Source organism: Deltaproteobacteria bacterium (assembly GCA_016874755.1).
In the GTDB taxonomy this organism is placed as follows: domain Bacteria; phylum Desulfobacterota; class Binatia; order UBA9968; family UBA9968; genus DP-20.
Genome location: VGTH01000018.1, coordinates 54798 through 67724, shown reverse-complemented (window position 1 = coordinate 67724; position 12927 = coordinate 54798). Strand labels below are relative to the sequence as shown.

Here is a 12927-nt window from a genome sequence, read left to right as displayed (position 1 = left end):
GAAACCACGCTGACCCCTTTAAACTCGATCTTATGGGCGGGCTGGAAACCGGAGTTTAGAAAAATGACCGAAGTCTATTTCCAAGACACCACCATCCGCGACGGCGCGCAGAGCTTGTGGGCGTACAACATCCGCACCGGCATGATCGCGCCGATCTGCGAGCAGTTGGACGCCGCGGGATTCGAGGCCATCGAGCTCGGCGGGCCGATCGAATTGCCCAAGTGCGTCAAAGAATTGCGCGAAGACCCGTGGGAGCGCTACCGTCTGGTGATTCCGAAATTCAAACGCACGCCGCTTCGCCTTGTGCACGGCACGCGCAGCGGCTTTGCGATTTACCCTGACGCTCTGCATCAACTTTTCGACACCTGCATGGCCAACGTCGGCGTCAAGGAAGTGCGCATTTCGGATTCGTGGAATGACGCGAACGATTGGGCATGGCGTGTCAAGCAAGCCAAAAACGCCGGGCTGAAGCCGATTATCAATCTCATCTACACGGTCTCGCCGCGCCACACCGACGAGTACTACGCCAACAAAATTCGCGAAGCCTTCGCACTGGACGTTTACCGCGTCATCTTCAAAGACCCCGGCGGCATCTTAACGCCCGAACGAACACGCACCGCCGTACCTGCGATTCTTAAAGCCGCCGAAGGCAAAACCGTCGAGCTGCACACACACACGACCACCGGGCTTGGCTCGCTCTGCTGTTTGGAAGCGATCAAGGCGGGCATGCTGCACATCAACACGGCGGTGCCGCCGCTGGCCAACGGCTCGGGCAACCCGTCGATCTTCACCGTCGCCATGAACGCGCGCGCCCTGGGCTACAAGACGTTGATCGACGAAGCGCCGCTGCGCGATGCCAGCAAGTTTCTCTTCGCCTGTGCGCGAGAAGCCAATTTGCCCGTCGGTAAGACGCCGGAATACGACTACGCGCAGTACGTCCATCAAATCCCCGGCGGCATGATCTCCAACCTGCGTTATCAACTGTCGCGCGTCGGCATGGAACATAAGTTGCCCCAGACGCTCGACGAAGCCGCGCAGGTGCGCGCCGACTTCGGCTACCCGATCATGGTCACACCGCTGTCGCAGTTCGTCGGCAGCCAGGCAGCGATCAATGTCATCGTCGGCGAGCGTTACAAACAGTGCACCGACCAGACGATTGAATACGCCATGGGCATCTGGGGCAAAGAGGGCGCCGAGTACATGGACAAGAACGTCAAAGAAAAAGTTTTAAACCGCCCGCGCGCCAAAGAGATTGCCGAGCGGCCGCATCCAACAGACACACTCGAAGAGCTGCGCAAAAAATACGGCGGCAAAAACGACGAAGAAGTCTTGCTGCGCTTTTTCTCCAGCAAAGAGGATGTGGAGAAAATGTACGCCGCCGGCCCGGCGCGCACGTATCAAGGCAGCGGCGGCAACCCGTTGCTAAATCTGGTCGGCGAATTGTCGAAGCAAAAAGACCGCAGCAGTGTGTTTATCCAGTGGCCTGGCTTAACGCTGCGGTTGCAACGGCGCAGCGCCTAGCTTCGGAATATCTCGCGCATGGGCGCGGAGGGCGCAGAGTTTCGGAAAGTATTGTTGCTCAAAACCTCTTTCAACGGTTTGAACGGAGCGTAAGCGATTGAACGGAGCGGAGCGGTTGACCGGCTTGAACCTCTTCATCAAAGGAAATATATGGCCCGCGTATCACTCATCGGCGAGACCGATCATCCCGAGCTCGCCGAGTTAATTGCCAAAATCAAAGGCGCCCGCGGCGGGCGTTTGATCAACGTCTATCGCCTGATGCTGCACAGCCCCATGCTGGCCAGCGCCTGGTTCGAGTTTAATCAAGCGGTGCGCTACGGCACCGAGATTGACGGTCAGAGCCGCGAGATCGCGGTCATCCGTGTGGCTATTTTGAACAACGTGGAATACGTCCAGCGCGCCCATGGGCCGTCGTATGCCATCAAGGAAGGCCTGACGCCGGAACAGGTGGCGGCCATCGCCGATTGGCAGCCGTCAAAGCTGTTCAACGAGCAGCAACGCGCACTGCTTGCTTACACCGACGCGATGACGCAAGAGATCAACGTGCCCGATGAAATCTTTGCCCATATCCGAGAATATTTTAGCGAGCGCCAAACCGTCGAACTGACCATGTTGATCGGCACCTACAACATGTTCACGAGAGTGTTGCAGGCGCTTAAAATCGATCCGGAGCCGACCTAAACCTCCGGTTCCCTCGCCCCCTGGGAGAGGGCAAGGGTGAGGGCACACGCCGGCAGCGAACTTTCATTTCCACAACGCGCCCTCACCTCAGTCCTCTCCCAGAGGGAGAGGAAGCAAGATCTCGGAACCGCCGACGAACCGACCGAACACTTTGAACGTTGAAGTTGGAATTTTGAACGGGCCTTTCAATGAAGTTAGTCGTCGAAAACGATACCTTTTTAAGATTAATCAACGTCGTCCTCGATCCAACCGCGAGCGAGGAGCGCATCGAAGCATTCGCGCATTTCTGCCTGCATGATCTTTCTGATTTTCGCGGCTGGTGCGAGCGCATTCGCAAGCAAGCGCCAAATTTTTGCCCGTCGAATGTCCTCCTCGTCGACAGCCAGGAAGAACTGCTGGCAAATCTTCCCGGCGCTGATATTGCGGTGGTCGAGGAGCTAACCTTCGGCGCGAAAGAACTCGCCGCTGGCAAGTCGCTCAAGTTCGTCCAGAAATACGGCTACACGACGCGCAACATCGATCACGCTGCGTGTGACAAAGCCGGCGTGAAAGTTTTAACTATTCGCCGCCGCGCCAACATCTCCACCTGCGAGCAAGCGGTTATGCTCATGTTCGCTCTGGCCCGCCAGGTCACCCGCCATGCGAACATGATCAGCGTCGAGCGGCTCAAAGCCGCCGGCTATCAGCCGACCACTTACAACCGCAAGCACACACCCAACGGCAACTGGGCGCGCATCCCCAACATGGTCACACTCTATCAACGGCAGCTCGGTATCGTCGGTCTCGGTGAAATCGGCAGAGAGCTGGCGCTACGCGCCATCGCCCTCGGCATGAAAATCGTCTACCACCAACGCACGCGTCTGCCGGCCGATGTCGAACAGCAGTATCAAGCGAGTTATGTGCCCATGGACGAGTTATTTAAAACCTCCGACTTCATCAGTCTGCACCTGCCACGCAGCCCGCAGACCGTCGGCATCATCGGCGAGCATCAACTGTCAGTAATCAAGCCAGGTGCCTTCCTGATCAACGTCGCGCAGCCCAACCTGGTCGACCGCCACTCGCTGCGTCGAGCCCTCGAATCCAAACGCCTCGGCGGCTTCGGCCTCGACACGTTTTACGAAGAGCCCGGCGACGCCAACGACCCGCTGATCAAATTCCCCAACGTGATCGTCACCCCGCACATGGGCGGCTCACCGCGTTGGAACTCCCTCGACGATATCGAAGAAGTGATCGTGAACCTGGGCCGATTGCTCGCGTGAATTGGACATTGACGCGACCTTCAGGTATGAGAGGAAAGTCTTGAACCAGCAAATCTCGGAGGTCTCCATGAAAATTTGTCATTACAACAATAATCAAGCGGGCGTGGTCGTCGGCGACAAGGTCATCAACTTCGGCGACGCACTGATCAAAGCGGGTCTAGCGCGCCAAGGCTGCACCATGCTCGAAATTATCGACGCGCTCGGCAATAACCCACAGGCGATGCAGATTGCCCGCGATGCGGCGAACAGCTCCGGTGGATTGGATTTGAAATCGGTCAAGCTGCTCGCTCCGATTCAGAACCCAGGCACGCTGTGGGCCGCGGCGGCGAACTACGGCGCGCACCGTGCCGAGATGGTCGAGCGCATGGGCAGCGCCAACAGACCGGTCATCGACAAAGATGCCTTGATGGCCGAGTTCTTTATCAAGACCACTTCTTCGATCATCGGCCCAGGCGACACCATCATTCTTCCGAAGATTTCCAAGCTGGTAGACTTTGAGTGCGAGCTCTGCGCCGTCATCGGTAAACGCGCGCGCAAAGTGAGCGAGGCGGACTCGCTCAACTATATCTTCGGCTACACGATCTGCTGGGACATCAGCCAGCGCGACCCGTGGGGCAAGGGCATGCACAACACGCGCTGCATCCGCAAAGGCATGGACACGTTTTCCGGTCTTGGCCCGTGGATCGTCACCCGCGACGAAATCGACGAGCCGCAAAATCTCTCGATCAAAGTCTTGCAGAACGGCAAGGAAGCGATGATCGCCCACACCAGCGATATGATCTGCGGCATCCGCGAGCACATTCGTTTTCTCAGCAGCAATTTGACCCTGCGCCCCGGCGATTTGATCACCACCGGCACACCGGCCGGCGTCAGCAAACTCAGCCACGGCGACAAACTGCATGGCACGATCGAGAAGATCGGCAGCATGGAATTGAATGTAAAAGCTGAGGAGTAGTAACCGTCGAACACGCAAAGCGCGAAGGGCTAAGCGGCAAGGACTGCCGTAAAGACCCGATTCTTTGCCCTTACCGCTTTGCTCTTCGCCTCTAGGAGTCCATCATGCCCGCTGCACCGAAAGCCAATCCGCCCATTCGCACATTGCTCGGCCCCGGCCCGAGCCCGGTCAATCAACGAGTGCTTGATGCGCTCGCGCTGCCCGTGGTCGGCCATCTCGATCCGAAGTTTCTCGAGATCATGGATCAGAGCATGGCCATGCTGCGCGAAGTTTTTCAGACCAAGAACCGCCTCGCATTGCCGATGTCGGGCACCGGCAGCGCGGGGATGGAAACCTGCTTCGTCAACTTGATCGAGCCTGGCGATGCCGTCCTGATCGGTGTCAACGGCGTCTTCGGCACGCGCATGGTCGACGTGGCGCAGCGCTGCGGTGCGCAGGTCGACCAGATCGATGCCGAATGGGGCACGGCGCTCGACGCGCAGAAATTCAAAGACGCGCTGTCGAAGAAAAAATACAAACTGGTGGCGTTGGTGCACGCCGAAACGTCCACGGGCGTGCTGCAGCCGATGGACGATATTGCCAAACTCGTCAAAGACAGCGGCGCGTTGTTGCTGGTCGACGCGGTTACTTCGCTCGGCGGCGCGCCGGTGCGCGTCGACGAGCTCGGCATCGATGCCTGCTACAGCGGCACGCAGAAGTGCCTCGGCTGCCCGCCGGGACTCTCGCCGGTCACGATGAGCGAGCGCGCCATCGAAGTCATCCGCAATCGCAAGACCAAAGTGCAGAGCTGGTATCTCGACTTGTCGATGATCGAAAAATACTGGGGCAGCGAGCGCGTCTATCACCACACCGCGCCGATCTCCATGAACTACGCGCTGCACGAGTCGCTGCGCATCGTCTTGGAAGAAGGCTTGGAAAAATCTTGGCAGCGCCACCGCCGAGTGCACGATGTGTTCGTCAAAGAGATGCGCAAGTTAGAAATCGAGCCGGCGGTTGCCGAGTCGATCCGCGCGCCGATGATCAACGCGATTAAAATTCCCGACGGCGCCGATGACGCCAAAGTGCGAGCGAAACTATACGATGATTTCAACATCGAAATCGGCGCCGGCCTGGGCCCGCTCAAAGGCAAAATCTGGCGCGTCGGTTTGATGGGTCACGGGGCGCGGGAAGAAAACGTCGAGACGCTATCAAGTGCGCTGAAAAAGCTGATCTAGCTTATTCGAGGATAGAGAATGGATGATGGATGCTGGCCATTCTCTATCCTCCATCTTCAATAGTCGGATGTTTCCGCTTTCTGTTTTCCACGTTTCATCCCTTTCCGTACAGTCCCGCCACCCGCTCTCCATATCCATTGTAAAGCAGGGTCGGACGCTTCTCGCCGGTGTCGATCATTTTTTCCGTCGCTTGCGACCAGCGCGGATGCGGCACCGTCGGATCGACGTTGGCAGTGAAGTCATATTCGCTCGGCCGGTTGCTATGCCAAAACGTCTTCGGTTGCGCGGCGGTAAATTCGATTTTGACTATCGACTTGATGCTTTTGAAGCCATACTTCCACGGCACCACCAGACGCAGCGGCGCGCCGTGCTGCTTCGGCAGCGGATGACCGTAGATGCCAGTGGCCAATAGCGTGAGCTCGTTCATTGCCTCTGCCATTGTGAGCGCTTCACTGTAGGGCCAAGGGCCGTAAGCCGAGCTTTGATTGCCGGCAATCTCAGGATTCATGAAAGTTTCGAAGCGCACGTAGCGTGCTGCCGACAGCGGTTGAGCTTGCTTGATAAGATCGCGCAGCAGAAATCCGGTCCAAGGCACGGCCATGGCCCAGGCTTCAACGCAGCGAAAGCGGTAGAGCCGCTCTTCCAACTCGAAGCTGCGCACGAGTTCATCGACGTCGTAAAGGCGCGGTCTCTCGACCAATCCCACGACGGCAACTTGCCAGGGAGAAGTCTTCAAACGCGCCGCTTGCTTGTAAACCCGGCTCTTGAAAACGCTGAACTCGTAGAAGTTGTTGTAGGAGGCAGCGTGAGTTTCCGCAGTCACGGGCCGGTCGAGTAGGAAACGGTGGTCGCGTCGCGCCGGGTAGAGCTCCGGTGCGGGTGGTTTCTCCTGCGCCCCGGTGGCCACGGCATCTTCAGCCGGACCGCAGCCTAAGAGATAGTGCGTCGACCAAGCGGCGCCGCCAAACGCGAGTGCTTTGAGCAGCCGGCGGCGTTGCTGAAACTTGGCTTCGGAAGTCACGCAGCGTTCAGGCAACTGCCACAGACGCGATGGAAGCGGCATGTCTCTCGCACGTCAGCAGAGTTGCTGGGCCGCCGGCATAAAGCCAACGATTAGTTCTGAGCTGTTTCTGCCTGCGGTTTCAGTGCCGTCGGGGCCGGCGCTTGCGCAGGGGCAGCAGCGGGAGCACGTGGAGCAGGCCGGTTCTCGAATGACCCGAGGTTTTTTCCCCATTGCACGAGCGTTGTCATTTCCATGCCTTCGCGCACAAACAAAAGCGGGCAGTGAATCGTCACGCCGTCCGGCAAGGTGTCTTTGAAGTTCCAATTGTTAACTTCCGCCAATACCAGCTTACGAAACTCCGCGTCGACAATGCGTGAATTGAGCTCTCTCACTTGCGTCACTCGCCCTTGATCACCGACAACAATCTCAAGCAACAAGGCGCCCAACAGCGTTGGCTGTTTTTCGCTTTGCGCGCGATAGATATCACGCAGCGACGTCAATTGGCTGTCGAGTATGGCAGCCAAACGAGCGGGCTCCAACTTGACATCCTTCAGGCCTTTTACAGTTAAACCCAAGTCCGGCGCAACCGTGACGACATTGCCCAGCGCGAGATTCCATGGTGTTTGCGACTTGTTCGACACTTTGGTCAAGCCATCTGAAGTTTCAGCTTTCTCCTCCGTAGTTTCACGGGGATGCAACGCCACTGCGACGACTATAAGTGCGACGCAAAACAGCCCTCCCGCTGCGGCTAAAAGTCTTTGATTGCTTGTGCGGCGGCTGCTGTTTCTCGTTGTTGCAAAAACCATTTCAAAACTCCTCTGGGCATGGCAAGTCGATGAAAATTTACGCAAATCCTGTACCTTGCCGTGGAAGATTGGACCTTCAAAGCACTTTGTGCAGCTTTAACGAACTTGCCGAACCACATCTGCCTTTGCGTCAATCTGCTAACCCGCTGCGCTAAGCACTGAAAAATCCTTAAAATACCTTTCCTGCGAAACGCGTAGTGCCTATACGATTAGCACGATTTTGTTTGCGGTCCAGAATGTTTGCACGGATTTCGCCATCTGGGTCGTTCAGCCGAAACGACAGGCAACCGAGTTGCGGCGTTAGGAAAATAACTGAGGGCTTTTCCGACATTCGGAACGTGCCGAGCGCGGTGGTTGGTGTTTGACATTGGAATTAACTGGCAGCACTCCCGATTGACGCAAACGCGAAGCTTAGGTGGCTGCCCGTGGTGTAGGGAATAGCGGAGGAGTTTCACTCCACCGACATGCCGCATTCAGGTAATGGTTATAAAAATCTTCGCCTCCCTGCTACAAATATGACTGCTTGATGCTAACCAGATTATTGATTAAGAATGTCCGAGCCCGTTGTAGAAACTTATAGTTTATCGTCCAAAGGAGGTTCCGTGAAGCGAATTGTTTGGGCCTTGCTATTGGTGCTCACCATCGCAGCGTCGGCGCGGGGGCAGACACCGTACTATCAAGGGAAGACCATCACGTTCATCGTCGGCTCGGGGGCGGGCACCGCCTACGATATCTATGCCCGGCTGTTGGCAAACCATATCGGCAAACATATTCCCGGCAATCCCACCGTGATCATGCAGAACATGCCGGCAGCAGGCGGCATCGTCGCGGCGAACTACGTCTACGCGGTCGCCAAGCCCGATGGCCTAACCATCGCGTCGATCAACCCGGCGCACTATTTCAATCAGCTGCAAGGCAACAAGGAGATCAAATTCGACTGGCCAAAGTTCGGCTGGATCGCCAGTCCCGACAAGTCCGAACACATGCTCTACATGCGCAGCGACGCGCCCTATAAAAATATGCGCGACATTCGCGACGCCAAGGAGCCGCCAAAATGCGGCGCCACCGGCACCGGCACCAGCGGCCATTATATTCCGCGGCTGCTCGAAGAGCTGCTCGGCACGAAATTCACCATCGTCACCGGCTACGCCGGCGGCAACGAGATCGATATCGCTACTGAACGAAACGAAGTGGTCTGCCGCTCGTTTACAACCCAGGCCTATTTTTCCCGCGAGCCCTATCACACCTGGCGCAAAACCAACCTGGTGCGCGTTCTCATGCAAACTGGGACCAAGAAAGATCCGCAGCTGCCCGACACGCCGCTTCTGAACGACCTCATGAACGAGTTCAAGACGCCGGAGTTGAGCCGCCGCATCGCCACTGTCATGTTGGGTTCCGGCGAGCTCGGCCGGCCGATGGTCACTCATCCGGCAACTCCTCCCGACCGGCTCAAGCTGCTGCGCGACGGCTTGATGAAGGCGATGGCCGATCCGGCGCTGCTCGAAGAAGCCAAGCAGAAAAAACTCGACATCACGCCGGTCAGCGGCGAGCAGCTCGCCAAAATCGCCAAGGAAGTTATCGAGCAACCGGCCGAGATCGTCGAGCGCATCAAGAAGATCTTGGCGCAATAAGAATAGGCAAGAGGCATGGCGTTACTTCTAAAAAGGTCTGCGGTTGAAGGCCTGCTCGATCTGCCCCGGGCGGCCGGCCCAATGAGTTTGACGATCAGGTTTATCTGCGCGCCGATCTGAACTGTGTGACCAGCCAACAAGCGAGGACCCATGGTTCCACAATTATCGATTCAAGAACGCGACCGGCGCTACAAACTGGTGCGCGCGGAGATGGCCCAGCGCGGCATCGATGTCTTGCTGCTGCCGGCCAACACCGGACGCTGGGAGCAGCTGCAGGGCGACTCGCGCTATCTCACCAACATCGGCGGCTTTGCCACCGAGATGTTTACGGTCTTCCCGCGCGAGGGCGACGTCACTTCCTACGTATTCAATCGCTCGAGCTGGTGGCAGAGAGCACAGAACTGGGTTGCCGACGTGCGCGACGGGCGCAACCGCTGGAGCCGCAACGCCATCGAGCGCATCACCGAATTGAAACTGGGAAAAAGCACCATCGGCATTTCTGGCCTCGCCGGTCTCGTGCGCGCGCCGGAGGGTATTATCCCTTACTCTTCGGTCAAAGCGATTCAAGAAGCCTTTCCGCAGGCGAAGATCGTCAACGCCACCGACATGATGCAGGAAGCGCGCGCGATCAAAAGCGCGGAAGAAATAGCGATGCTGGAGCGCTCCGAAGCGATCATCGAAAAGGCGATTGACACGATGAAACAAACGGCCAAGCCGGGTGTCAGCGAGAAAGAAGTTTACGCATCGATGCTCCACACCATGCTTTCCAACGGCGGCGAGCTGCCGACGTTGTTTTTCTTGAGCGCCGGGCCCAATCTCTACAACAGCTCCTTCGTGCCCACCGACTATGTCATCCAAAACGGCGACAATCTGGTCGGTGAGATCGAAGCCAAATACGCCGGCTACGCCGCGCAAGCGGTGCATCCGGCCGTGGTCGGCAAACCGAACCCGGCCTATGAAGCGATGGTCAAAACCTCGCGCACCTGCTTCGATGCCGTGCTCGCCGCCATGAAACCCGGCGTGACCTTCGGCGCCCTTTTCGATATCTATACCAAGACCGTCGAAAGCGCCGGGGCGTACTCGTGGAATCATCCGATGATGCACGCCCGCGGCCTGGGCGACGACGGCCCGGCGTTGATGGGCGACAAAGACATCGAACGTTTTGCCAAGCTCGAACTAAAAGCCGGCATGACGTTTATTCTCAAGCCTCAAGTCCGGCCAACCCAAGGCAAGGGCCGCGCCAGCATCGGCGACACCGTGACGGTGACCGAAAACGGCGCGCGCCGGTTGGGCAAGCGCGAGATGAAGCTACTTGTGATTGACGTTTAAGATTTCGGAATATCTCGCGCAAAGGCGCAAAGGACGCAAAGTTTCGGATAGAATTTTTGCCACGAAGACACGCAGGACACGAAGTTCGGAAAAGAAAAACTTTGTTCTTACCTTCGTGCTCTTCGTGTCTTCGTGGTGCGTAATTATTTCAGGAATTTTCACTCATGGCTGATCTCTACCCCTACCCACGTTTTTCCATCGCTGAGCGCGACCGCCGCTGGGCGGCGGTGCGCGCGCACATGCGCAAAGAAAATCTCGATGTCATCGTCACGCCGCAAAACAGCGGCCACTCGGCCGACTATCAGGCCAACACCCGTTACCTGACGCACTGCGGCGGCGGCGAGCCGGATTTGGCGGCGGTGTTTCCCATTGAGGACCAAGTCACGGTGGTCGCCACCTCGGCCGGCCCGCGATGGCCGACGGTGCAGGACTGGGTCAGCGATGTGCGCGAAGCGCGGCGCAACTACGGCAAAGTGATTGTCGAGCGCTTGAAAGAACTAAAGCTCGAGCACGGCCGCATCGGCATCACCGGCCTCGGCGAAGTCGAAGGCACGCGCACGCCGGAAGGGACAATTTTTTACGGCACCTGGAAACAGATTCGCCAGGCGTTTCCAAGCACGCAGCTGGTGGATGCCACGGCGATCCTCGACGAAGTGCGCTACGTCAAGAGTCAGGAAGAGCTCGACGTGCTCGCCAAGTCGAACGAGATCAACGAGCTCGCCGTCGACGCGGAAATCGCCGCCGCCAAAGTCGGCGTGAAAGATTGGGAAGTTTGGGCGGCGATGCACTATGCCATGACGCGCAACGGTTCCGAGCTGCCGGTGCATTGTTTTTGGGTGTCGGGAAAAAATCCCAAACGCACGCTAACCCGCCCGAGCATGCGCCTGCTCGAGCGCGGCGATGTGATCATCAACGAAATCGAAGCCTCATGGATCGGCTATCGCTCTCAGATCGTGCAGCCGGTGTATGTCGAAGTCATCAACCCGGCGCAAGCCGAGTTGATCAAAGTACAGCGGGAAATTTTCAATCGCCTGCTGGAAAACTTAAAACCCGGCGTCACCGTCGGCGAGTTGGCAGAGCTGACCAAGAAAACCGCCGCTGAAGTCGCGCCGCAGACTGGCCCAGCCGCGGGTGCGGTCGGCGAGCTCAACATGCACGGCCGCGGCCAGGGCGACGATGGTCCGATCATCACGCCGCACGCCAAGAGCCCAAAACAACTAGCCGTTGCGATGCGCGAGAATATGGTTTTTATTTTGAAGCCGTCGGCAATTTCAGCGGACGGCGAGTATATTTGCCAGTGGGGCGATACCGTCGCGGTGACGAAAAACGGCGGACGAAGATTTGGCAAACGGCCCCATGAGCTCGCGGTGGCAAGATAATTTCGGCGAGACCAACATGAGCACCCTTCCGGTGAAGATGGTGTCGCAACTGCCATTTTGAGCCGACGGCGAAGAATCTGCTTCACGCAACCGCGCGAAGAGCAGATCCTTCGCTCACGCTCAGGATGACAAATAACGGAGAATTTCCCCATGGCGACACAGTCCCAGTAAGATCGGAGTTTAAGAATGCCTCTATTACTCAGCCGCGACGAACTGTCCCCCTTGCTCGATCTCGCCAAAGCCATCGAGCTGATCGAGGACGCGCACCGGCAACAGGCCGCCGGCCAGCTCGTGCCGCGCGCGCCCTATAATCTCACCGTCGGACCGAGCAAGACTTTGCGCATCGTTTCCGGCGGCGTGCTCAAGCAGCGCCGGGTCGGCGTGCGCATGGGCCCCAACAGCGGGCTCGGCGGCGGCGACAAAATGTACTGCAATTTGTTCGACGCCGACAGCGGTGAGCTGTTGGCGTTCATGGGCTTTCCCTTTGGCACCCTGCGCACCGCGGCAGTCGTCGCCCTTGCCGCCAAGCACATGGCGCGCGAAGATTCCAAGAAGCTTGGCTTGTTCGGCGTCGGCCGCAACGCTTTTGGGATCATCAAAGCGCTGCAGTCGGTGCGACCGATCAGCGAGATTTACGTGTCGAGCCGCGATCCCGAGCGGCGCAAGAAATTCTGCGAGGAAGGCGAAAAACGCCTTGGCATCAGCGTGCGCGGCGTCGACAAGCCGGAACAAGCGGTGCGCGGCATGGATGTGATCCTCACCGCGACCAATTCGCTGACACCGATTTTTCCTGCTGACTGGGTCGAAGCCGGCACGCATGTTAGCAGCATGGGCAAGCCCACCGAGATGAGCCGCGAGCTGCACTTGAAAGCCGCGCGCACCGTGGTCGGCAGCCAGGAACAGGAACGCGAGTATCCCGACAAATCGGCGATGCTGCCATTGCTCGAGCTGGTCGCTGAAGGCAAACTGTCATGGAGCCGCGTGCCGGAGCTCGGCGACGTCGTTTGCGGCCACGCCGCGGGCCGCGCCAGCCGCGACGAGATCAACGTTTTTCGCGAGTCGCAGGGCGGCTACGGCGACATCGCATTTGCAGCGTGGCTATACGATGAAGCGAAGCGCAGAGGCCTCGGAAAAAACATGGAGCTTTAA

Annotated in this window: 11 protein-coding genes; 9 read left to right on the top strand and 2 right to left on the bottom strand. The window is 58.1% G+C overall.

The window, feature by feature from the left end:
* Positions 1 to 63 precede the first annotated feature (63 nt).
* The 5 genes from FJ145_12870 (at position 64) to FJ145_12850 (ending at position 5630) form a co-directional block, all read left to right on the top strand.
* A complete protein-coding gene (locus tag FJ145_12870) occupies positions 64 to 1521 on the top strand; it encodes a hypothetical protein (GenBank protein MBM4262306.1) in 1458 nt (485 codons plus the stop codon).
* 150 nt (positions 1522 to 1671) lie between these two features.
* Positions 1672 to 2202: a carboxymuconolactone decarboxylase family protein gene (locus tag FJ145_12865; protein ID MBM4262305.1), complete on the top strand. Its 531-nt coding sequence runs from the start codon at positions 1672 to 1674 to the stop codon at positions 2200 to 2202.
* Between the two features lie 188 nt (positions 2203 to 2390).
* Positions 2391 to 3461 (top strand): hypothetical protein, encoded by a 1071-nt coding sequence (locus FJ145_12860; protein MBM4262304.1) that lies wholly within the window; start codon positions 2391 to 2393, stop codon positions 3459 to 3461.
* Between the two features lie 67 nt (positions 3462 to 3528).
* A complete protein-coding gene (locus FJ145_12855) occupies positions 3529 to 4416 on the top strand; it encodes a fumarylacetoacetate hydrolase family protein (GenBank protein ID MBM4262303.1) in 888 nt (295 codons plus the stop codon).
* A gap of 104 nt (positions 4417 to 4520) precedes the next feature.
* Positions 4521 to 5630 (top strand): alanine--glyoxylate aminotransferase family protein, encoded by a 1110-nt coding sequence (locus FJ145_12850; protein MBM4262302.1) that lies wholly within the window; start codon positions 4521 to 4523, stop codon positions 5628 to 5630.
* A gap of 94 nt (positions 5631 to 5724) precedes the next feature.
* Here FJ145_12850 and msrP read toward each other — a convergent pair whose 3' ends face one another.
* Entirely contained in the window at positions 5725 to 6693 is a 969-nt protein-coding gene (gene msrP / locus FJ145_12845; protein ID MBM4262301.1) for a protein-methionine-sulfoxide reductase catalytic subunit MsrP, read from the bottom strand.
* 50 nt (positions 6694 to 6743) lie between these two features.
* Positions 6744 to 7484, bottom strand: coding sequence for an AgmX/PglI C-terminal domain-containing protein (locus tag FJ145_12840; GenBank protein MBM4262300.1), 741 nt, complete (start codon positions 7482 to 7484; stop codon positions 6744 to 6746).
* Between the two features lie 506 nt (positions 7485 to 7990).
* Here FJ145_12840 and FJ145_12835 point away from each other — a divergent pair.
* The 4 genes from FJ145_12835 (at position 7991) to FJ145_12820 (ending at position 12927) form a co-directional block, all read left to right on the top strand.
* Positions 7991 to 9070 carry a hypothetical protein gene (locus tag FJ145_12835; GenBank protein MBM4262299.1) on the top strand — a complete coding sequence of 360 codons (1080 nt, stop codon included), beginning with the start codon at positions 7991 to 7993 and terminating at the stop codon, positions 9068 to 9070.
* Between the two features lie 150 nt (positions 9071 to 9220).
* Positions 9221 to 10399, top strand: coding sequence for an aminopeptidase P family protein (locus FJ145_12830; protein ID MBM4262298.1), 1179 nt, complete (start codon positions 9221 to 9223; stop codon positions 10397 to 10399).
* Between the two features lie 164 nt (positions 10400 to 10563).
* The gene (locus tag FJ145_12825; protein MBM4262297.1) at positions 10564 to 11778 is read left to right on the top strand and encodes an aminopeptidase P family protein; all 1215 of its coding nucleotides are present in this window, start codon (positions 10564 to 10566) and stop codon (positions 11776 to 11778) included.
* 186 nt (positions 11779 to 11964) lie between these two features.
* Positions 11965 to 12927, top strand: coding sequence for an ornithine cyclodeaminase family protein (locus FJ145_12820; GenBank protein ID MBM4262296.1), 963 nt, complete (start codon positions 11965 to 11967; stop codon positions 12925 to 12927).